Source organism: Gilliamella sp. G0441, assembly GCF_050589305.1.
In the GTDB taxonomy this organism is placed as follows: domain Bacteria; phylum Pseudomonadota; class Gammaproteobacteria; order Enterobacterales; family Orbaceae; genus Gilliamella.
This window is the reverse complement of sequence record NZ_JBNRJF010000015.1, coordinates 15,098-36,675: the sequence shown is the minus strand read 5'-3', so window position 1 is coordinate 36,675 and position 21,578 is coordinate 15,098. Positions and strand designations below refer to the sequence as shown.

General features: G+C 34.5%; 20 protein-coding genes and 1 tRNA gene. 14 read left to right on the top strand and 7 right to left on the bottom strand.

What is annotated here, in order from left to right; all coding sequences use genetic code 11:
* Positions 1-109 precede the first annotated feature (109 nt).
* On the top strand, positions 110-790 hold the full coding sequence (locus tag ACKJXD_RS10885; protein ID WP_363317373.1) for a response regulator transcription factor: 681 nt from the start codon (positions 110-112) through the stop codon (positions 788-790).
* Between the two features lie 18 nt (positions 791-808).
* Entirely contained in the window at positions 809-2,110 is a 1,302-nt protein-coding gene (locus ACKJXD_RS10880; RefSeq protein WP_220216181.1) for an ATP-binding protein, read from the top strand.
* 17 nt (positions 2,111-2,127) lie between these two features.
* Here the strand turns inward: ACKJXD_RS10880 and ACKJXD_RS10875 are convergent, their stop codons facing one another.
* Positions 2,128-2,880, bottom strand: coding sequence for a M15 family metallopeptidase (locus ACKJXD_RS10875; RefSeq protein ID WP_220216182.1), 753 nt, complete (start codon positions 2,878-2,880; stop codon positions 2,128-2,130).
* Positions 2,881-2,979: 99 nt separating this feature from the next.
* Between ACKJXD_RS10875 and ACKJXD_RS10870 the strand changes: the two genes are divergently transcribed.
* Genes ACKJXD_RS10870 through ACKJXD_RS10860 form a run of 3 tightly spaced genes read left to right on the top strand, consistent with a single transcriptional unit; the run spans position 2,980 to position 5,409 of the window.
* Positions 2,980-4,161, top strand: coding sequence for a bifunctional tRNA (adenosine(37)-C2)-methyltransferase TrmG/ribosomal RNA large subunit methyltransferase RlmN (locus tag ACKJXD_RS10870; protein WP_294826766.1), 1,182 nt, complete (start codon positions 2,980-2,982; stop codon positions 4,159-4,161).
* 23 nt (positions 4,162-4,184) lie between these two features.
* The gene (locus tag ACKJXD_RS10865) at positions 4,185-4,802 is read left to right on the top strand and encodes a hypothetical protein (RefSeq protein ID WP_220216184.1); all 618 of its coding nucleotides are present in this window, start codon (positions 4,185-4,187) and stop codon (positions 4,800-4,802) included.
* Between the two features lie 31 nt (positions 4,803-4,833).
* Positions 4,834-5,409 carry a manganese efflux pump MntP family protein gene (locus ACKJXD_RS10860; protein WP_430876295.1) on the top strand — a complete coding sequence of 192 codons (576 nt, stop codon included), beginning with the start codon at positions 4,834-4,836 and terminating at the stop codon, positions 5,407-5,409.
* A 198-nt stretch (positions 5,410-5,607) separates the two neighbouring features.
* Here ACKJXD_RS10860 and groL read toward each other — a convergent pair whose 3' ends face one another.
* The 3 genes from groL to ACKJXD_RS10845 form a co-directional block, all read right to left on the bottom strand.
* Complete coding sequence (gene groL, locus ACKJXD_RS10855; RefSeq protein WP_220216186.1) at positions 5,608-7,254, bottom strand: chaperonin GroEL; 1,647 nt, start codon at positions 7,252-7,254, stop codon at positions 5,608-5,610.
* A 48-nt stretch (positions 7,255-7,302) separates the two neighbouring features.
* Positions 7,303-7,596, bottom strand: coding sequence for a co-chaperone GroES (locus tag ACKJXD_RS10850; protein WP_034915350.1), 294 nt, complete (start codon positions 7,594-7,596; stop codon positions 7,303-7,305).
* 145 nt (positions 7,597-7,741) lie between these two features.
* On the bottom strand, positions 7,742-8,179 hold the full coding sequence (locus ACKJXD_RS10845) for an FxsA family protein (protein WP_430876294.1): 438 nt from the start codon (positions 8,177-8,179) through the stop codon (positions 7,742-7,744).
* A gap of 157 nt (positions 8,180-8,336) precedes the next feature.
* On the opposite strand from ACKJXD_RS10845, the gene ACKJXD_RS10840 reads away from it, so the two are divergent.
* The 7 genes from ACKJXD_RS10840 to ACKJXD_RS10810 all read left to right on the top strand — a co-directional run bounded on the left by ACKJXD_RS10840 (position 8,337) and on the right by ACKJXD_RS10810 (position 15,884).
* A tRNA-Phe gene (locus ACKJXD_RS10840) sits at positions 8,337-8,412 on the top strand.
* Positions 8,413-8,998: 586 nt separating this feature from the next.
* Positions 8,999-10,612: an ABC transporter substrate-binding protein gene (locus tag ACKJXD_RS10835; protein ID WP_430876293.1), complete on the top strand. Its 1,614-nt coding sequence runs from the start codon at positions 8,999-9,001 to the stop codon at positions 10,610-10,612.
* Positions 10,613-10,749: 137 nt separating this feature from the next.
* Positions 10,750-11,766: a dipeptide ABC transporter permease DppB gene (gene dppB / locus ACKJXD_RS10830; RefSeq protein WP_430876292.1), complete on the top strand. Its 1,017-nt coding sequence runs from the start codon at positions 10,750-10,752 to the stop codon at positions 11,764-11,766.
* 14 nt (positions 11,767-11,780) lie between these two features.
* Positions 11,781-12,707 carry a dipeptide ABC transporter permease DppC gene (gene dppC / locus ACKJXD_RS10825; RefSeq protein WP_430876291.1) on the top strand — a complete coding sequence of 309 codons (927 nt, stop codon included), beginning with the start codon at positions 11,781-11,783 and terminating at the stop codon, positions 12,705-12,707.
* Between the two features lie 13 nt (positions 12,708-12,720).
* Entirely contained in the window at positions 12,721-13,701 is a 981-nt protein-coding gene (dppD, locus tag ACKJXD_RS10820; RefSeq protein ID WP_430876290.1) for a dipeptide ABC transporter ATP-binding protein, read from the top strand.
* On the top strand, positions 13,688-14,734 hold the full coding sequence (locus ACKJXD_RS10815) for a peptide ABC transporter ATP-binding protein (protein ID WP_430876289.1): 1,047 nt from the start codon (positions 13,688-13,690) through the stop codon (positions 14,732-14,734). The genes dppD and ACKJXD_RS10815 overlap by 14 nt, the downstream gene beginning before the upstream one ends.
* Positions 14,735-14,780: 46 nt before the next feature.
* Positions 14,781-15,884, top strand: coding sequence for a hypothetical protein (locus tag ACKJXD_RS10810; RefSeq protein WP_430876288.1), 1,104 nt, complete (start codon positions 14,781-14,783; stop codon positions 15,882-15,884).
* 150 nt (positions 15,885-16,034) lie between these two features.
* On the opposite strand, the gene ACKJXD_RS10805 is transcribed toward ACKJXD_RS10810, so the two are convergent.
* Complete coding sequence (locus ACKJXD_RS10805) at positions 16,035-16,298, bottom strand: DUF6389 family protein (RefSeq protein WP_430876299.1); 264 nt, start codon at positions 16,296-16,298, stop codon at positions 16,035-16,037.
* 191 nt (positions 16,299-16,489) lie between these two features.
* Between ACKJXD_RS10805 and ACKJXD_RS10800 the strand changes: the two genes are divergently transcribed.
* Complete coding sequence (locus tag ACKJXD_RS10800) at positions 16,490-17,362, top strand: phosphorothioated DNA-binding restriction endonuclease (protein WP_430876287.1); 873 nt, start codon at positions 16,490-16,492, stop codon at positions 17,360-17,362.
* A gap of 370 nt (positions 17,363-17,732) precedes the next feature.
* The gene (locus ACKJXD_RS10795; protein WP_430876286.1) at positions 17,733-18,968 is read left to right on the top strand and encodes an N-acetylmuramoyl-L-alanine amidase; all 1,236 of its coding nucleotides are present in this window, start codon (positions 17,733-17,735) and stop codon (positions 18,966-18,968) included.
* Between the two features lie 37 nt (positions 18,969-19,005).
* On the opposite strand, the gene rsmG is transcribed toward ACKJXD_RS10795, so the two are convergent.
* Both rsmG and mnmG read right to left on the bottom strand, forming a co-directional pair.
* A complete protein-coding gene (gene rsmG, locus ACKJXD_RS10790; protein ID WP_430876285.1) occupies positions 19,006-19,611 on the bottom strand; it encodes a 16S rRNA (guanine(527)-N(7))-methyltransferase RsmG in 606 nt (201 codons plus the stop codon).
* Positions 19,589-21,481, bottom strand: coding sequence for a tRNA uridine-5-carboxymethylaminomethyl(34) synthesis enzyme MnmG (gene mnmG / locus ACKJXD_RS10785; protein WP_294826807.1), 1,893 nt, complete (start codon positions 21,479-21,481; stop codon positions 19,589-19,591). Before mnmG ends, rsmG begins: the two co-directional genes overlap by 23 nt.
* Positions 21,482-21,578: the final 97 nt, after the last annotated feature.

Genomic DNA, 21,578 nt, shown 5'->3' with positions numbered 1-21,578 from the left:
ACAGCCAGTAATTGTTCAAAATATGTAATATTTTAGTAAAGTTACCTGACATTTTTTTTATTATTGTAATAATGTAACTACCTATAATTAAATAATAATGGCGATTATGATAAATATTTTATTAATTGATGATGATGTTGAATTATCACAAATGCTTAGTGAATATTTAACCAACGAAGGGTTTAATATCAAAAGCGTTTATTTAGGTAAAGATGGTATCGAAGAGGCACTATCAGGCAAATATCGAGCAGCTATCCTTGATGTGATGTTACCCGATATTAATGGTATTGATGTTCTAAAAAGTATCCGTCAACAATGTAATATGCCAGTTATTATGCTAACGGCAAAAGGTGACAATATCGATCGCGTTTTAGGCTTAGAACTCGGTGCTGATGATTATATTCCTAAACCTTGTTATCCACGCGAATTATTAGCGAGATTGCGTGCTGTTTTGCGTCGCTTTGATGAACGTTCAGTTGAAACCGTAGACGACAAAAAATACCATTTTAATGGTTTAGTATTAGATTTACCGCAACGGTTATGTACTTGGAATGGTCAAGTTATTGATTTAACTTCTACTGAGTTTAATTTACTTGTTTTACTTGTAAAACATAGTGAACGGGTTGTCACAAAAGAAGAATTGTCCGAAATAGGACTTGGCCGTGCACGTGAGCTTTATGACCGCAGTGTCGATGTGCATATCAGTAATATTCGTCAGAAATTACATCAAGTCGCACAAAATGTGGTAACTATCGAAACCATCAGAGCGGTTGGTTATCGTATTCGTTAATATCATAATAGGCTTAAGATGAATCGTCGATTATTTTGGAAAATACTCATTATATTTTGGGTGATTTTCTATCTTACTTTCCAGTTAACCTGGATTGCATTTTCTTATTATATAGAAAATAAAAACCAACGATTTCTCAACCATATGCCGACAAAAGTCGACATGATTGCCCAATTATTACATGTAGCAGGTGAGAACGAAACCCTCAATTTTGTTGCTCATCTACCTGAACGTGAGCGAGTTTTGTTATCAATAAAACTAATCTCGCCTCAAAATGATCAGGTTAATATCATTACTGATGAATTAGAACCACCAAATTATATTTACCAACGTACTGCGGTTGCACCTGATGGTACTCTTTATGCGGTGTCGTTTAGGGAAGATAAAGATAAAGACGATCAAGTCAAAAAAGCCCTGTTTAATATGCCAATGCCAATTTTATTAATGGGTATTTGTGTCGGATTAGTATTTAGTCTTTTCTTAGCTTGGAATCTAACCAGACCAATGAAGCTACTAAGACAAGGCTTTTTTCGGGTATCTCAAGGCGATCTTTCTGTCCGGTTATTCAATAAATTAAAACCTCGACGAGATGAACTTAGCGAATTGGGCAAAGATTTTGACATGATGGTTGAACAGCTTAATATTCTAATTTCTGATCGCCAAGCTTTACTTCACGATGTTTCGCATGAACTAAGAACACCACTTGCGCGCTTACAATTAGCCATTGGTTTAGCCCAGCAAAATAAGCAAAATATTGATAATTCCCTTGCTAGAATTGAATTGGAATCTCAACGGTTAGATCAGCTTATAGGCGAAATTTTGAATTATTCACGTGCTGAAATGAACAATCGCACTGACGAATATTTTGATTTAAAAGATTTACTTCGGGTAGTCATTAATGATGCAAACTATGAAGCAAATCACCAATCGATTAATGTCCACTTTATTTCTTCACCTATTATCCATTCAATTGTTAAAGGAAATTCTGAACAAATCCGTCGAGCTGTTGAAAATATTATTCGTAATGCGATTCGTTTTTCTAAAGCTGGTCAAGTCGTAGAAGTTTTATTAAAAGAAGTGGGTAAATACTTACAAATTGAAGTTAAAGATCGTGGTCCTGGCGTTGATCCAAATAAACTATCCAGTATTTTCGAGCCCTTTGTCCGTATACAATCGCCTCAATTAGGTAAAGGATATGGTCTAGGTCTTGCTATCGCAAGAAAAACCTTTACCATGCACAATGGTACAATTCAAGCGACTAATCGTGATGGTGGTGGATTGATTGTCACTATTCGCTTACCGTATTGGCGAAAACACTAAAAAGAGCGACTTTTTAATTAATAACACTCGATATTAACGGTTAGTACATATTCTTTAATTAGTCTCTCTAAATCAATTTTATCATGACCGATAAAATTCAACACTTGTGTGATAATATTTGGTTCATTTTCCAATATAGCCTTATATTGTTTGATATATTGACTAGCAATAGGCTTATATGACCAATGCCACTCTTCTGGCTGATAGCCTCCATGTCTTCCTTCGTTAAACGCTTGGCAAAAGCCATATTTAGGTAAATTGTCCTGAAGCCATTTATATAAAATGATACCTTTTTTATCATTTTGAAAGTATTCAGATGAAACACTGGTAATATCGATATCTGTTCCCCAATGATGACGAGAAGTACCCGGCATTGATGAATATTTTAAAATCTCGTCGGCAATCTGTTGAGGATCATTAAGCTTATCTGACAAATTACCCCACTTACGCTGCCAAATCGAGTTTTGGTAGGTATAATTACGTGTTGCACTAACAATAATAAACGGAATATCAGGATGCTCTTTTTTAAAGGCTTGATAGGCTTTAATCAGTTGCTGCGTTGGCTCTTTTTGAAGATACATGCCCTTTTTATTGACAGGTAATATTGTTGAATCTAATGCAACAAAATTACTATCTATTTTTTCATCAAACTGTCCAATTAATTTATTTAAAGGTATTGGTTGTGCCATAGTAAAATTTGAATATAAAAGTAAAGTTAATGTTTGGATTAAATAGGAAATCTTGACGTATTTTACTAATTTTTTTTTCATTGTTGATATCACTAATATTCTATTAGCCAGATAAAAGGAAAACCAGTATAATTCTTCCCTTATATTTTAAACAGCCATAATGTGTAAAAACGAGGCCATATGTTAACACCTGCTACACCAAATACGTCTGTTAATTCTTCAGATACAATTAATCTTAATACAAGTAATCTCAAAAGTGAAAAAATAAATTTACTTGATTTAACTCGTCAACAATTAAGAGAGTTTTTTATTTCATTGGGAGAGAAGCCCTTTAGAGCTGATCAAGTCATGAAATGGATTTATCATTTTGGAATCGACGATTTTGATCAGATGACCGATATCAATAAAAAATTGCGTGAACATTTAAAGACGATTGCTGAAATTAAAGCTCCAGTTATTGCTCTAGAACAACGTTCAGCTGATGGGACTATTAAATGGGCGCTTGATGTAGGGAATAATCAGATGATTGAATCCGTTTATATTCCTGAACGAGATCGCGCAACGTTATGTGTTTCATCGCAAGTTGGTTGCGCTTTAGAGTGCAAGTTTTGTTCAACCGCTCAACAAGGTTTTAACCGTAATTTATCCGTATCAGAAATTATAGGTCAAGTATGGCGTGCCTCGAATGCCATTGGTGTGACTGGAAAGTTAGCAGATAGACCAATTACTAATGTAGTTATGATGGGAATGGGCGAACCATTACTTAATTTATCAAACGTTGCACCAGCAATGGAAATAATGTTAGATGATTTTGGTTATGGTTTATCAAAACGACGTGTAACGCTTTCAACTTCTGGGGTTGTTCCTGCTTTAGATAAATTGGCCGGCATGATCGATGTTGCACTAGCAATATCACTACATGCACCAAATGATAATATTCGTAGTGAAATTATGCCAATAAATCAAAAATATAATATGGCGATGTTACGGGACTCTATTTTACGTTATCTATCAACCTCTAATGCTAATCATGGTAAAGTAACAATAGAATATGTATTACTTAACCAAATCAATGATAGTGTTGAACATGCTCACGAACTTGCTAAATATTTAAAAAATGTTCCTAGTAAAATTAATTTAATCCCATGGAATCCTTTTCCTGGTGCACCTTATTCAAGATGTTCGAATACTCGTATAGACCGTTTCATGAAAACGTTAATGGGTTATGGGTTTACAGTAATTGTCAGAAAAACACGAGGGGATGATATTGATGCGGCTTGTGGCCAATTAGCGGGTGAAGTCGTTGATCGAACCAAACGTACATTATATAAAAAACAGAATCTTGTCCAACAGACAATATAATATTACTTAAGGAAATAAGGAAAATGATGAAAAAATTAATAATATTGTTAGGCTTTTTGGCATTATCTATGCTAACAGGCTGTCAAATGAATAATAATGAAGAGTTCGATCCTGAAACCGCAGCTTTAGCTAGAATGCGCTTAGGATTAGGCTATCTTGCTAAGGCATCTGAATCAGAAGAAAATGTCAAAGCTGCACATTATAATCTAAAATTAGCAAATCAATATTCACCTAATAATCCAAAAATAATGCTAGCTATGGCAATGTTTGATCAGCATGTTGGTGAGTATAAAGAAGCGGAGATGATTTATAAGCGTATTACCATGATGGAACCTGGTAATGGTTTATATCATGTTCATTATGGTTCTTTTTTATGTGGACTTGGGCGTTATCAAGAAGCACAAAAAGAGTTTGAAAAAAGCTTAGAATACGATCGTCATAATTGGAAAGCGGATACTTATGAACAATATGGATATTGTGCTATCCAAAATAATGATAAAAAAACAGCTAACCTAATGTTTAAACAGCTTTTTCAATATGATCCAAGTCGGCGAGACAGTGTACTAAAAACAGCGAAACTTTATCACAAAAAAGGTGATATTAAAATTTCAAACTATCTATTATCAATAGTAAAACAATAAATCATAATATTAATTATAAAGACTTAACGTTATGAATTTTTTAGCGCTTTTATTATTAGCTTTGGCGATGTCCACTGATGCCTTTGCGGTTGCTGTTTGCCGTGGAGTTTCATTTCAATCTACCCCCTTTATCGGCGCCTTAAAAGTGGGTATTTTATTTGGTATCGTTGAAGCAATTACACCATTGCTAGGTTGGCTCATAGGCATGTTGACACTGCAATATATAGAACGTTGGGATCATTGGGTAGTATTTACTGTCATGCTATTTTTAGGCGTTAGTATGATTTACAATAGTTTTAAAGAAGAAGATGAGGATTTTTCAGAAAAAGAAATAGCTTCTTCTAAAAAATCTTTTCTTATCTTAATTTTTACCGCTATTTCGACTAGTCTGGATGCTTTTGCTGTCGGAATTAGTTTAGCATTAGCTAGCGTTAATATTTATATCGCAGCAAGCATGATTGGATTAGCAACCTGTGTCATGGTGACTATAGGTTTATTATTAGGAAAAAAAATTGGTTGTTTTATCGGGAAACAAGCTGAGATTTTAGGCGGATTGGTGTTAATTGCGATTGGCGTAATAACACTTTATCAGCATCTTTCAAATTAAGTTCGCAAAATTCAATACTTTTTTTTCACATTCCAACATACATTCAATTTCAATTTGTTAATTTATTCAAACTTGTAAAAAGTTTTTTTGATAAAAAGAGAATGAAAAGGTGAAAAAGAGATTGATTTGTAAATATAAAAAAACTATCCGCGTAAACGGATAGTTTTTAAAATTATTATCTTGTGTGTAAGGATAGAATTACATCATTCCGCCCATACCACCCATGCCGCCCATACCTCCAGCAGCACCTAAATCAGCTTTATCATCTTTAGGTAAATCAGTAACCATACATTCAGTTGTGATCATAAGACCAGCGACAGATGCAGCATATTGTAATGCACTACGCGTTACTTTAGTTGGATCTAAAATACCCATTGCAATCATATCACCATACTCTTCAGTTGAAGCATTGTAACCATAGTTACCTTTACCACCTTTAACTGCGTTAACAACAACAGATGCTTCTTCACCACAGTTAGTGACGATTTGGCGTAATGGTGCTTCCATTGCACGAAGTGCAACTTTGATACCTACGTTTTGATCTTCATTCGCACCTTTTAGCTCAGCAATCGCTGAAGCAGCACGAACTAACGCTACACCACCACCGGCAACAACACCTTCTTCAACAGCAGCACGAGTTGCATGTAATGCATCTTCTACACGTGCTTTTTTCTCTTTCATTTCAACTTCAGTTGCTGCACCAACTTTAATTACTGCAACACCGCCAGCTAATTTAGCCACACGTTCTTGAAGTTTTTCTTTATCGTAATCAGAAGTTGATTCTTCAATTTGTTTACGAATTTGTTCAACACGAGCATTAATTAAAGACTCTTCACCCACACCATCGATGATAGTGGTATTGTCTTTATTGATAACAACACGTTTAGCTTGACCTAAATCTTCTAAAGTTGCTTTTTCAAGCTCTAAACCGATTTCTTCTGAAATAACAGTACCAGCTGTTAAAATAGCGATATCTTGCAACATTGCTTTACGACGGTCACCAAAGCCAGGTGCTTTTACTGCTGCAACTTTAACAATACCACGCATAGTATTCACAACTAATGTTGCTAATGCTTCACCTTCAACATCTTCAGCAATAATTAATAGCGATTTACCCGCTTTTGCAACCGCTTCTAATACCGGTAATAATTCACGGATATTAGAGATTTTTTTATCAACTAATAAGATATATGGACTATCTAATTCAACCGTTGCTGTTTCTGGTTTATTGATGAAATAAGGTGATAAATAACCACGATCAAACTGCATACCTTCAACCACATCAAGTTCGTCTTGTAAACCTGTGCCGTCTTCAACAGTAATAACACCTTCTTTACCTACTTTTTCCATTGCTTGCGCAATTAAAGTACCCACAGTTTCATCTGAGTTAGCAGAAATAGTACCAACTTGTGCAATTGCTTTAGAATCTGCACATGGAGCTGATAATTTTTTAAGTTCTTCAACGGCTGCAACGACTGCTTTATCGATACCACGTTTTAAATCCATTGGATTCATTCCTGCAGCCACTGCTTTTAAGCCTTCGTTAACAATAGCTTGAGCAAGTACAGTTGCCGTTGTTGTACCATCACCAGCAGCATCATTAGCTTTCGATGCCACTTCTTTAACCATTTGTGCACCCATATTTTCGAATTTATCTTCTAATTCGATTTCGCGAGCAACTGAAACACCATCTTTAGTGATAGTTGGAGCACCAAATGATTTATCTAAAACGACGTTACGCCCTTTAGGACCCAAAGTCACTTTTACTGCATCAGCTAATACATTCACGCCTTGAAGCATTTTAACGCGAGCGTCATTACCAAATTTTACATCTTTAGCGGCCATCTTCGTATATCTCCTAAATTCTGTATATAATTTTAAATTAGTTGCCAGTTATGCTTGTACAATAGCTAAAATATCGCTTTCAGACAGGATAAGCACTTCTTCATTATCGATTTTTTCTGTTTTAACGCCATATCCTTCATTGAAAATTACGATATCACCAACTTTAACATCTAGCGGTTGTACTTGACCATTTTCTAAAATGCGACCATTACCAACAGCTAAAACTTCACCACGTGTTGATTTACCTGCAGCTGAACCTGTTAAAACAATACCGCCAGCTGACTTTGATTCCACTTCTTTACGTTTAATGATCACACGATCATGCAATGGACGAATTTTCATTAGTTATCTCCTAGCACTAATATTTAAATAGATGATAATTAAAAATAAATCTTAAAATTACGATTTAATAATGTAGTGAAGCTTACATGGGGATCTTTTTATATTCTTCAAGAGATGAATTTCAAAAAAAAGACTAATTGATTATTTATTCATCATTTTTGCGGCGAAATTCTCCTTCAATAATCTCTTCAGACTGATTAATTGATGTTGATGAAACAAGAGTAGACTTAATAGGCATCTTCTTAACAATCAATTTCACTAAAAACTCTTGCATATATGGAATCAATAAAATCGCCCCTAATATATCAGTCAAAAAACCGGGAATCAGCAGAAAAAAACCAGCAAATAGCAAAGCGAAATTTTTAATTACTTCATCTTTTAAACTCTGATGATTAGCCATTTTTTGTCGCATAATACTAAAATTTTTTAAACCTTGTGTTTTAACTAAAGAAAAGCCAATAAAGGAAGTGGCAATAATACAAATTAGTGCGAGGAATACCCCAATTGAATCAGCAACCTTTATGAAAAAACTAATTTCGCAATAGGCATAAATGAAAAAAAGAATATATAAGAAAAATCGCATGTAACAATTCCCTTAAAATAACGTGATATTGTTAGATATTAGTAATAATATAAAGCCAATAAGTTATTTTTCAACCAAACAACCTATTTTTTTAAAAATATATCACAAAAAGAATTGACGAATTATCACAGATCGTGTTTAATGTGCATCCATTGTTGCCCGGATAGCTCAGTCGGTAGAGCAGGGGATTGAAAATCCCCGTGTCCGTGGTTCGATTCCGCGTCCGGGCACCAATCCTAAAAGAACACCAGCGAAAGCTGGTTTTTTTGTGTCTAAAAAAATTTCTTCATGTTTCAACCCACCTACTGGACTTAGTCTAAATCAATTTAAACCGTAATTTTCATAATTATTTTAATGATTAATTTATCTACATTAATTATAATACATTCGATAAAAATCAATAAGTAAGTAAAAAATAATATAATCAGTTAAGTGCATAATAATAAGTTCAACTTAACTAAAAAGTGTATTCATAGATTTTTAAATCTATTTAATTAATATTGTTTTGATTAAAAATGGCACTATTTTTGCAAATTCATTTGTTACACAGCACTTAACGGTCGTTATGCTCGTGTTAAAAGTTTATTTCTATAAAAAATGGATTATGTTACGACTTATTGAGTAATGACATAATTTTTAATTATTGTGCAATAAAGGTTGAAAAAAATTTTTTAATAAAATAAAAGTTAATCGTTCTGACAATATATATTGAGACCTTTTAATAAAAAATTTATCTAAAAATATCAGTAAAATAATACCTTTAATTTTGTTTAAGTAACATAAAAATAGATTTACAATTCAATAATTGGAGTAATTATCATGAAGAATTTAAGGAAATATAAGCGTAAATTTTTGTTAGGTGTTGGGTTGATGACGATGCTTGCTAGTACACAGCTTCATGCTGCCCAAACATTAGTATATTGTGCTGAAGCTTCACCTGAAACATTTAATCCACAGTTAGTGACAAGTGGAATTTCAATGGATGCTAGCGCTGTACCTGTTTATAACCGTTTAGTAGAGTTTAAATTAGGTACAACCGAAATTGAACCTTCTTTAGCTAAATCTTGGGATATTAGCCAAGATGGTTTAACTTATACCTTTCATTTACGTGATGATGTGAAATGGCATAACAATAAAGAATTTAAACCAACACGAAATTTAAATGCTGATGATGTTATTTTTACATTTATGCGACAAAAGGATAAAAACCATCCTTATAATAAAGTTTCTGGTGGTCAATACGAATATTTTGAAAGTATGGGATTACCTGATTTAATTAAAGAGATTAAAAAAATTGATGATCATACCGTTGTATTTGTGTTAAAGCATCAAGAAGCGCCTTTTTTAGCTGATTTAGCGATGTCATTCGCTTCAATTTTATCTGCTGAATATGCCGATGCAATGCTTAAAAAAGGCACTCCCGAAAAAGTTGATTTAGTTCCCATTGGAACAGGACCATTTACTTTTGTTCAATACCAAAAAGATTCAAAAATCCTTTATAAAGCTAATCCAGATTATTTTGGTCCAAAAGCTAAATTGGATCGTTTAGTTTTTTCAATTACACCGGATGCTGCCATTCGTTATGCTAAGTTGCAAAAAGGAGAATGTCATGCTATGCCATTTCCAAATATAGCCGATGTTGAACGAATGAAATTAGATAAGAATATTGTAGTGAAAGAAATGGCAGGGGTTAACATTGGCTATTTAGCCTACAATATGGATAAACCACCATTGGATAATTTAAAAGTCCGACAAGCATTAAATATGGCTGTAAATAAGGATGCGATTATTAAAGCTGTTTTTCAAGGTGCAGCTGAACCGGCTAAAAACTTTATCCCTCCATCTATGTGGAGTTATAACGATGAAATAAAAGATTACCCTTATGATCCAGCGCAAGCAAAAGAATTATTAAAATCAGCTGGCCTAGAAAACGGATTTACTATCACTTTATGGGCAATGCCAGTACAACGTCCATATAATCCAAATGCGCGCCGCATGGCTGAAATGATTCAAGAAGATTGGGCCAAAATTGGTGTAACTGCTAAAATTGTTAGCTATGAATGGGGAGAGTATTTATCCCGTATTCGTGATGGTGAACATGATGCAGTATTAATGGGATGGTCTGGAGATAATGGTGATCCAGATAACTTTTATACTGTTTTGATGAGTTGTGATGCGGTTAAAGCAGGTTCTAACTATTCACATTGGTGCTATAAACCATTTGATGATTTATTACAACAAGCTCGCATTGAGCCTGATCATGAAAAGAGGGTCAAGCTATACAAACAAGCGCAAGTTGAAATGCGTGATCAAGCACCTGCGCTAATGATTGCTCATTCCATGGTTTATATGCCAATAAGTAAAAAGGTTAAAGGCTATATTATGGATCCTTTAGCATTACATAATTTTAACCAAGTTTCTCTCGAAAAATAGCATCAATGCAATTAACCATAAAAAGGTGGTTAATTGCGGCATTAGCTTTTTTGAGGTTGAAATAGTAAATATTATTTTTATAAAAAATTATCTATCATATAAACAATAAGTTAGAAGCAAAATTTAAGAGCAATTATATGTTCCAATTTATTTTAAAGCGGTTAGGTGTACTAATTACGACGTTTATTTGTATCACGCTGCTTACTTTTATTTTTGTCCACCTTATTCCAGGGGATCCTATTATAGTGCTTGCTGGAGAGCGAGGGTTATCCCAAGAACGCCATGCTGAATTAATGATTCAACTGGGTTTGGATAAGCCACTTTATCAGCAGTATTTTCAATATATTATCAATATGTTTCATGGAGATTTAGGAATATCTTTCAAAAGCCAAACTCCTGTATGGGACGAATTTGTACCCCGATTTAAAGCAACATTTGAGTTGGGATTTTGTGCAATGTTGTTTGCTATCTGTTTTGGCATTCCAATCGGCGTTCTTGCCGCAGTCAAACGTGGCTCAATATTTGATCACACAGCTATAGGCTTGTCTTTAACAGGTTATTCCATGCCAATTTTCTGGTGGGGGATGATGCTAATAATGTTAGTCTCAGTACACTTAAACTTAACCCCAGTATCTGGGCGTGTCAGTGATATGCTATTTTTAGATGAAAGTAACCCTTTAACTGGTTTTATGTTAATTGATACTTTCTTATGGGGTGAAACAGAGGATTTTATCGATGCTGTTACTCACCTAATTTTACCCGCTATTGTGTTAGGTACCATACCTTTAGCAGTCATTGTCCGAATGACCCGTTCTTCGATGTTAGAAGTATTGAGTGAAGATTATATCCGAACAGCACGTGCTAAAGGAGTTAGTCGAATTCGTATTATTCTTGTTCATGCGTTACGTAATGCGATGATTCCTGTTATTACAGTTATCGGTTTACAAGTTGGTTCAATGCTAGCTGGGGCAATATTGACCGAAACAGTTTTTTCATGGCCTGGAATTGGCCGTTGGCTCATAGAAGCGTTACAACGCCGAGATTATCCCGTTGTGCAAAGTGGTGTATTAATTGTTGCAGGTATGATTATTTTGGTGAATTTATTAGTTGATATGTTATACGGTGTTATCAATCCACGTATTAGACATAAATAAGAGTATGAATACAAATGAATAAACAGAATATTACTGAAAAAACCAATACACAGCCAGACGCCAATTCTATTGCACCTAAACCTTTAACGCCTTTTTGTGAATTCTGGTTCTATTTTTCAAAAAATAAAGGAGCAGTCGTTGGTTTAGTTTTTATTGCTATAGTTGTCTTGCTAGCTATATTTGCTAATTTTATCGCTCCCCATTCACCTTCTGAACAATTTAGAGAGGCTTTATTAGCTCCTCCTGTCTGGATGAAAGATGGTAGTTGGCAATTTATTTTAGGAACTGATGATGTAGGTAGAGATATTTTGTCTCGGCTCATTTATGGTGCTCGTCTATCTTTATTAGTAGGTTGCTTGGTTGTCATTATTTCACTTATTTTGGGCATTACTTTAGGCTTAATTGCTGGGTATGTTGGTGGCTTCATCGATAACATTATTATGCGAGCGGTTGATATTATGCTCGCTTTACCGAGTTTACTACTTGCACTGGTTTTAGTTGCAATCTTCGGTCCATCTATTACTAATGCTTCAATTGCATTAGCTTTTGTAGCATTACCACATTATGTACGTTTAACTCGCGGTGCGACGCTTGCTGAAATTAATAAAGATTATGTTATTGCTTCCCGAGTTGCTGGTGCTGGAGCCTTACGGCAAATGTTTATAAATATCCTACCAAACTGTTTAGCACCGTTAATTGTTCAAGCCTCGTTAGGATTTTCCAATGCAATTTTAGATATGGCCGCATTAGGTTTTTTAGGTATGGGCGCACAACCACCAACACCAGAATGGGGAACAATGCTTGCTGACGTATTGCAATTTGCACATTCTGCATGGTGGGTTGTCACCTTCCCCGGCTTAATCATTTTAATGACAGTGTTAGCTTTCAACTTAATGGGAGATGGTTTGCGGGACGCACTTGATCCTAAATTGAAGCAGTAATGGAGATACAGTCATGGCATTATTAGAAGTAAAAGAATTATCAGTAGAATTTAGTGGCTTTAAAGCCGTAGATCATATTAGTTATAATGTTGAAGAAGGAGAAGTAGTCGGAATAGTCGGAGAATCTGGCTCCGGTAAATCAGTTAGTTCACTCGCCATAATGGGATTAATTGATTTTCCTGGCAACGTAGCTGCTAAAGCATTACATTTTGATGGCAAAAATCTTCAACAACTTTCCAACAAAATGCGTCGTAAAATTGTGGGTGCAGATGTGGCTATGATCTTCCAAGATCCAATGACTAGCTTGAATCCATGTTTCACCATCGGTTATCAAATTATTGAAACATTAAAAATTCACCAAGGTGGCAATAAAAAAGCACTTAAAGCAAGAGCGATTGAGTTGCTTAAATTAGTGGGTATTCCAGATGCTGAAAATCGTTTAAGTGTTTATCCGCATCAGTTGTCAGGCGGGATGAGCCAACGTGTAATGATCGCAATCGCAATTGCATGCAATCCTAAACTCTTAATTGCTGATGAGCCGACAACCGCATTAGATGTTACCATTCAGGGGCAAATTATTGAGTTATTGCTTGAGTTACAACGTAAAAATAACATGGCATTAGTTCTTATAACCCATGATTTAGCATTAGTTTCCGAAGCCGCACAAAAAATTATTGTGATGTATGCAGGGCAAGTTGTAGAGATAGGTAATGCTGAAATTATCTTTAAAGAACCGTTACATCCTTATACCCAAGCATTATTACGCTCACTTCCTGAATTTGCTCAAGATAAAGAACGGTTAGAATCGTTAGCAGGTGTTGTACCGGGTAAATACGATCGACCTACGGGCTGTTTACTTAATCCTCGTTGTCCTTATGCAAATGAGCGCTGTTATACCGAGGAACCAATATTAATCAGTTATTCAAAAACCAGGAAAGTAAAATGTCATTATCCATTATCGCGCGAAGGAATACCTCAATATGAACAACAATAATATGGAAAATAGCGAATTATTGCTTGATGCCAGAAACTTGAAAAAATATTATTCTGTAAAAACCGGTTTCTTTTCGGAACCAAAACAAGTCAAAGCGGTTGATGGTGTTTCTTTTACATTAGGTAAAGGCAAAACCCTTGCGATTGTTGGGGAATCAGGATGTGGTAAATCCTCATTAGCCCGATTACTAACCATGATTGAAAAACCAACTTCTGGTGAAATGTATTTTAAAGATCAGAATCTATTGAATGATGATCCTCAAGCGCAAAAATTACGTCGACAAAAAATACAAATCGTTTTCCAAAACCCCTATTCATCATTAAACCCACGTAAAAAAATCGGCTCGATATTAGAAGAACCTCTTATTATCAATACAGATTTAACGGCAAGTGATCGTAAAGCAAAAGTACTATCAATGATGCAAAAAGTTGGATTAAAAGAAGAGTTTTATAATCGTTATCCTCATATGTTTTCGGGTGGACAACGCCAGCGTATTGCTATCGCAAGAGGTTTAATGCTGGATCCCGAAGTCGTGGTTGCTGATGAACCCGTTTCAGCATTGGATGTTTCAGTGCGAGCACAAGTACTCAATCTAATGATGGATTTGCAACAAGATCTTGGGTTATCTTATATATTTATTTCTCACGACCTTTCGGTTGTTGAGCATATTGCTGATGAAGTCATGGTGATGTATTTAGGTCGTTGTGTTGAACAAGGTCGAAAAGATGAAATCTATCATCATTCTCAACATCCATACACACAAGCACTTTTATCGGCAACACCAAGATTAAATCCCGATCTAAGGCGAGATAGAATTAAATTAGAAGGAGAATTACCAAGCCCACTAGATCCACCTTTAGGTTGTGCTTTTCATGCTCGATGCCGTTGGGCATTTTCACGTTGTACATCTCAGCAACCAAAGCTTATTAATTATAATGAACATAAAGTTGCTTGTTTTTGCGTAGAAGAAAAAATTAATAACGGCTTATTCAACAAACATATGAATGAGTTAACCGTTAAAAATAATGTATAGATATGAATTTTTATTAATACGAGTTTTTACTAAACATAGATAATTTATGACTTATTATACTAATATATTTTCCCCTGAAACCTATCATGCTTTCACGCATTCCGATAAATCAATATCCGGTTTTCGTATTCGGCAAGAAGGGCTCGCTAAAAAGCTTAAGCCTGGAGATATTTTAATTTGCTATATAACACGATTATCTCGTTGGTGTGGTTTACTTGAAATTATTGATGGTCCTTTTCACGATTCTACACCCATTTTTTTAGATGAAGATGATCCTTTTACAGTTCGTTTTCATGTCTGTACTAAAGTTTGGTTACCGTTGGCTGAAACAATTCCTATTCATATTGATGAACTTTGGCAAAAACTTACTTTTACAAAATCACATAATAAAAAAAGCAGTGCTTGGACAGGGCTATTAAGAACCAGTTTAAATAAACTTAATGATAAAGATGGTAAGTTACTAGCAAGCACATTATTAAAACAGTCAAATATTGCCATACCCTATCTTTTAGATGAAATTGATAAGAAAAAACTAAAAATTCATACTGTTAATCGTGAAGATAAAGTAATTGAAGTTTCTATCCCAGAAAATGATGAATCTTTAGTGGAGAATGAACAAACTCAAACTACTGAAGTCCGCGAATCGATTAAAATGCAAGCTCTAATTGCTCAAATCGGGGCTTGTATGGGGCTTAAAGTTTGGCTGCCAAAAGCAGATCGAAGTCGAGTTTTAAAAGAATGGAAAAATAACACTGAAGTTTTATTAGATAAATTACCGCTTAATTACGATGAAACAACATTAAGTACCATTGAACAAATTGACGTAATTTGGCTAAAAGGTCGCTCAATTGTTCGAGCTTTTGAAGTAGAGCATACTACATCTGTTTATTCAGGTTTATTACGTATGGCTGACTTATTAGCATTACAACCGAATATGAATATTAATTTACATATCGTTGCGCCCGATAACCGACAAGAAAAAGTCTTTCAAGAAATCCGACGACCAGTATTCTCTTTACTCGAAAAAGGTCCTTTATCTGAAAGCTGTAGTTATATTTCATACAGTAGCCTAAAAGAGCTTAGTAAACAAAAACACTTAGATCGGATGACTGATAACGTATTAGATGATTATGCTGAATATCAAGAATAATAATATAAACAGTAATTAAAGTGCATTTATGAAAAGCTAGATAGGTGTAATGAATATAAAAAGATAACATACAATCTTTTAAAACTAATTACACCTGCCTTTTCAATTTTATATTTGAATTCTTATTTACTCTCCTATGGGGATAAATCCCTAAAATTTAGAGCATTCTTCTCCAATTGCATATGCAGTTATGCATCCCTCTGACAAATCCCATATATGCTTAAGCCAGTCAATACTAACTTCAATAATTAGATCATTGACTGAAAATGGAGTTTCATAAGGATCAAATAAAGGCACTTCCGGTTGTAATTTATTATCAATAATTTTTACGTCAAACAGTTCACGATAAGGTTCTATAACTTTATTAAGTACGTATAAATCTGGTCCGATAAGGTGAATAATAATAGAAAATATACCTTCCTCACATAAAACTAGCTATTGCTGGCTTTTTATCAAATACGATTTGGAAGTAAATATTCTCATTTGTTCTGTAATAAACTAATTTTTTACAGTATGTTTCATATTTTTGTGAACTAGATCACAAAAATAATTTTATTTTTATAATAATGTCCAATCTTTATCTTTACATTAATTTATCAAAAATAATGGATTGCAAACAATTACAGAAAAAAATCATTGATATCACCATTTGGAAAAAAGGCGAACAACGAGCACCACATAAACCTTTATTACTTCTGTATGTCTTATCAAAATATAAACAAAGTCATACACGTTTATTTAATTATAAAACTGAAATTGAGGAACCATTGCTTGATCTCTTGATGCGTTTTAGTCCTCGACGTACACATTACTATCCTAATATGCCTTTTTGGCGATTGAAAAATGATGGATTCTGGCAATTAACCAATATCGAAAATTGCATAAATATCAATAATCCAAGTAAAGAACCAACCAGTAAACAGCTAGCCTTATCACAAGTTTATGGGGGATTTGATGAACCATCCTATCAATGTCTAATAAAAAATCCATCAGCTATCGATCAAATAGCAGAACAGATTTTAAGTCAGCATTTTCCTGAAAGTGTGCAAGAAAATTTAATCAATCGACTTGATTTTAGTTTTATAAATTTTAATCGCCAACGAGATCCAAAGTTCAGACAGTTAGTCTTACGAGCTTACAATTACCAATGTGCAATTTGTGGTTTTGATTTAAGGTATGATTCAGTATCCATTGGTCTTGAAGCAGCTCATGTAAAATGGAAACAGCATGGCGGTCCTTGTGTTATCAATAATGGTTTAGCGCTTTGTTCATTACATCATTCGGCTTTTGATATGGGAGTAATTGGGCTTGATAGTAGTTTAAAAATTAAAATATCAAATGGTATTAACGGTAATCAAATTGTCGAGAGACTATTTTGGGATTTTGAAGGAAAAGATATTAAGCGACCTAGATCGAAGGAAGATCATTTACATGATCGGTTTGTTGAATGGCATTTGAGAGAAGTGTTTAGGAAGTAAATATGACTAAAATTGATAATCTAATGCATACTTCTGTTTGAAATAATTTATCCATTAATTAAAATAACTATCAAAATATACTCATTAGAAATATTCAATTAATCAGTTATTCCATACTTATTTGTAATGCTGATTTTTTGAAATGAATCATGAATACTCTATTAATATTCATACTTTTATGATTCAGCTAATTCATATCAACTTGATATTGTTTCTCATAATTTTAATATTTTTATAATTTTATTATGATTACTTAACTTTCCATCAAATAACATAGAACATCATAAAAATACTTGTTCCTTTGACAACAAAACACTTTTTTATGATATTATCCGCTCTTATCTTGTTCAACATTAGAAAGTGCCTAGATATGTCAAAAACATTCAGTCCAACAAAGCGCCTTTTAGTTAAAGGTATTCTTGCGACTTGTTTATTGTCTGTCACTCGTGTTGGTCTTGCTTCAGCAATGGCACAAGTGGTCGCTGTTCGTATTTGGCCTTCCTCTACTTACACACGAATTACGTTAGAATCCAATAGTAAGCTTAAATATAAAAGTGCTGCATTATTTAACCCTGATCGATTAGTGATCGATATTGATAATATCAATTCTAATCCTGTTTTAAAAAGTATTTCATCGAAAGTATTAAGTCACGATCCTTACATCAAATCAATTCAAGTTACCCAGCTGGATGCTAAAACGGTCAGAATCATGATCGAAGCTAAGCAAGGAATAGACCCCAATACTTTTACGTTACCCCCTGTAGCCGAATTTAAAAACCGTTTAGTCATCGATCTTTACCCTTCAAAGCAATCTTCAATAACGGATGATGATCCTTTATTAGCACTGTTAGAAGAATATACAAAAGGCGATCTAAACCAACAGCAAGCTGAGATCAAACCACCCATTAATAAAAAGAAAAATAGCCCGATTATTGTGATGCTCGATCCCGGTCATGGCGGTGAAGATCCGGGTGCGATTGGCTATAACAAAACCAGAGAAAAGGATATTGTTTTACAAATTGCACGCAGAACTTTTAATTTATTGAAAAAAGAGCCGAATGTTAAAGTCTATATGACCCGTAATGAAGATGTGTTTATTCCATTGAAAGTGCGAGTGGCTAAAGCGCGATCTTTACATGCCGATCTTTTTATTTCTATCCATGCAGATGCATTTACTAGTCGATCAGTTAGAGGATCTTCTGTATTTTCATTATCCACCCGTGGGGCGACAAGTTCAGCAGCAAATTATTTGGCTCAAACACAAAATAATGCCGATCAAATAGGTGGTGTGAGTCGCAGTGGTGATAAATATTTAGATAATACTATTTTAGATTTAGTCCAAAAAACAACTATTAGCAACGGGGTATTATTAGGTAATGCTATATTAAATCGACTAAAAGGCGTCAATAGTTTACATAAACCTTCACTTGAAAAAGCAGGTTTTGCTGTTTTGAAAGCCCCTGATATTCCTTCTGTTTTAGTCGAAACCGCTTTTATTAGTAATATTAACGAAGAAAAAAAATTAAAAACCGCTTCTTTCCAGAATCAAGTTTCAAAAGCGATTGTTAGTGGTATTAAAGATTACCTGAAAAAGCGTAAAAATTAATATTTCTTTTTCAGGTAAGAATTAAAATTATCGTCAATTAAACTTTAGTAATAATCGTTAAACATCTATCCGCATTTAATTGTGGAATAGTCAGTTTAATATTCTGTTTAAGTTCAAACCCTTCAGGGATAGGATCTTGTTCACTACCTTTTAAAGCATAAAACGATCCCTGTTGATTGGGTAGATGCTGACACCAAGTGAGCATATCTTGTAATGAAGCAAACGCTCGGCTAATGACACCATCAAACTTTTGTTCAGTATAGTCCTCTATGCGGCTTTGCACCGGATTAATATTATTCAGTTTTAATTCAAATTTTACCTGTTTTAAAAAGCGGATACGTTTTCCTAAACTATCAACCAAATCAAATTGTTTATCAGGATTGATGATCGCTAATGGAATACCAGGTAACCCAGGTCCTGTTCCAACATCAATAAAATGTTCGCCCACTAAATAGGGCGATACCACTAAACTATCCATAATGTGTTTTATTAACATTTCATTGGGATCACGCACAGCAGTTAAATTATAGGCCTTATTCCACTTATTCAGCATTTCAACATACTCAATAAGCAGATCAATTTGCTGATCTGTGATCAAAAGATCTGTTTGATCAATCAGATTAGTGAGTTTCTTTTTTAACATAATTCTTCTTTTTTAAATAAACTAATAACATTGATATTGCCGCCGGTGTTATGCCTGAAATACGTGAAGCTTGCCCGATCGATACTGGTTTATGTTGTTTCAATTTAGCGACAACTTCGTTTGATAATCCAGAAATTTCAGCATAATCAATATGATCAGGAATTAATGTTTCTTCGTTACGTTTTTGGCGTTCGATTTCTTCAATTTGAAGTTTGATATATCCATCATATTTAACTTGAATTTCAACTTGTTCTGCAGCACTAGGATCAGTTAATCCAGGCGCAAATAGTGATAATGATTTCAATGTGTTATAGCTCATTTCAGGGCGTTTAAGTAACTCTTCACCATTTGCTTCTTTGGTTAAATTAGCACTTAAAACGGCATTCACTTCATCAATAGTTTCAATATGTGGATGCACCCATATATCACGTAAACGCGCTCTTTCTTGTTCTATCGCTTCAAATTTTTCGTTAAATTTTTGCCAACGATAATCATCAACCATGCCTAGCTTACGACCAATTTCAGTTAAGCGAATATCAGCATTATCTTCACGTAACATCAAACGATATTCAGCACGAGAAGTAAACATTCGGTAAGGTTCATTGGTGCCTAACGTACAAAGATCATCAACCAGTACACCTAAATAAGCTTGATCACGCGTTGGATACCATTGATCTTGATCATAAACGAATCGTGCAGCATTTAAACCTGCTAACATGCCTTGAGCAGCTGCCTCTTCATACCCTGTTGTTCCATTAATTTGTCCGGCTAAAAATAGTCCTTTGATCACTTTACTTTCAAGTGTAGGTTTGAGATCACGAGGATCAAAATAATCATATTCGATCGCATACCCAGGTCTGATGATATTAGCCTTTTCAAGACCTTTCATACTACGTACAAAAGCAAGTTGTGTATCAAATGGTAAACTGGTTGAGATCCCATTTGGGTATATTTCGTTACTATCTAATCCTTCTGGCTCTAAATAGATCTGATGTGAATTACGATCTGAAAAACGCATAATTTTGTCTTCAATTGAAGGACAATATCTTGGCCCTACGCCTTCAATCACCCCTGTGTACATTGGACTTCGATCTAAGCTATTACGAATGATCTCATGTGTCGTTTCGTTTGTGCTTGTTATATAACATGGGATCTGTTTTGGGTGCTGATTAGCATTACCTAAAAACGAAAATACCGGAACAGGATCATCACCATATTGTGTACCTAATTTAGAAAAATCAATTGTTCGGGCATCAATACGCGGTGGTGTACCTGTTTTTAATCGTCCCATTCTAAATGGGTATTGATGTAATGATTTAGATAGTCCAATTGAAGCAGGATCGCCTGTTCTTCCTCCACTGTAATTATCTAAACCAATATGGATTTTTCCATTTAGAAAGGTTCCTGCAGTTAAAACGACGGCTTTAGCTTTAAAAGAAACGCCCATTTGCGTTTTAACTCCAGTGATCTGATCGTTCTCAATGATCACATCTTCTACGGATTGTTGAAAGAGCATCAAGTTTTCTTGGTTTTCAAGTGTTGTTCTGATCACCTTTCGATAAAGCGATCGATCTGCTTGTGCACGTGTTGCCCTAACAGCAGGCCCTTTGCTGCTATTAAGGATCCTAAATTGGATCCCTGCAAGATCAATAGCGTGAGCCATTAAACCGCCCATGGCATCGATTTCTTTTACCAAGTGACCTTTACCAATACCACCTATAGCAGGATTGCATGACATTTGTCCTAATGTATTGATATTATGGGTTAAAAGTAGTGTTTTGCGGCCCATTCTTGCTGATGCCATGGCAGCTTCTGTGCCAGCATGACCACCGCCGACAATAATGACATCAAAAAGATCCGGATAAAACATATAAAGCCTCGTTGTTAATTTCTATATAGATGATCGTTATTTCAGAAATGTTGTTTTGATCTAAATTAGCGTTAGCGATTTTACTCATCTTTTTGAA

Coding starts and splice junctions, on each gene's coding strand:
- groL (WP_220216186.1), bottom strand. CDS start 7,254: ATGGCCGCTAAAGATGTAAAATTTGGTAATGACGCTCGCGTTAAAATG.
- ACKJXD_RS10860 (WP_430876295.1), top strand. CDS start 4,834: ATGAATTTTTTAGCGCTTTTATTATTAGCTTTGGCGATGTCCACTGAT.
- mnmG (WP_294826807.1), bottom strand. CDS start 21,481: ATGTTTTATCCGGATCTTTTTGATGTCATTATTGTCGGCGGTGGTCAT.
- ACKJXD_RS10810 (WP_430876288.1), top strand. CDS start 14,781: ATGACTTATTATACTAATATATTTTCCCCTGAAACCTATCATGCTTTC.
- ACKJXD_RS10795 (WP_430876286.1), top strand. CDS start 17,733: ATGTCAAAAACATTCAGTCCAACAAAGCGCCTTTTAGTTAAAGGTATT.
- ACKJXD_RS10870 (WP_294826766.1), top strand. CDS start 2,980: ATGTTAACACCTGCTACACCAAATACGTCTGTTAATTCTTCAGATACA.
- dppC (WP_430876291.1), top strand. CDS start 11,781: ATGAATAAACAGAATATTACTGAAAAAACCAATACACAGCCAGACGCC.
- dppD (WP_430876290.1), top strand. CDS start 12,721: ATGGCATTATTAGAAGTAAAAGAATTATCAGTAGAATTTAGTGGCTTT.
- ACKJXD_RS10835 (WP_430876293.1), top strand. CDS start 8,999: ATGAAGAATTTAAGGAAATATAAGCGTAAATTTTTGTTAGGTGTTGGG.
- ACKJXD_RS10845 (WP_430876294.1), bottom strand. CDS start 8,179: ATGCGATTTTTCTTATATATTCTTTTTTTCATTTATGCCTATTGCGAA.
- rsmG (WP_430876285.1), bottom strand. CDS start 19,611: ATGTTAAAAAAGAAACTCACTAATCTGATTGATCAAACAGATCTTTTG.
- ACKJXD_RS10815 (WP_430876289.1), top strand. CDS start 13,688: ATGAACAACAATAATATGGAAAATAGCGAATTATTGCTTGATGCCAGA.
- ACKJXD_RS10865 (WP_220216184.1), top strand. CDS start 4,185: ATGATGAAAAAATTAATAATATTGTTAGGCTTTTTGGCATTATCTATG.
- dppB (WP_430876292.1), top strand. CDS start 10,750: ATGTTCCAATTTATTTTAAAGCGGTTAGGTGTACTAATTACGACGTTT.
- ACKJXD_RS10875 (WP_220216182.1), bottom strand. CDS start 2,880: ATGAAAAAAAAATTAGTAAAATACGTCAAGATTTCCTATTTAATCCAA.
- ACKJXD_RS10850 (WP_034915350.1), bottom strand. CDS start 7,596: ATGAAAATTCGTCCATTGCATGATCGTGTGATCATTAAACGTAAAGAA.
- ACKJXD_RS10880 (WP_220216181.1), top strand. CDS start 809: ATGAATCGTCGATTATTTTGGAAAATACTCATTATATTTTGGGTGATT.
- ACKJXD_RS10800 (WP_430876287.1), top strand. CDS start 16,490: ATGGATTGCAAACAATTACAGAAAAAAATCATTGATATCACCATTTGG.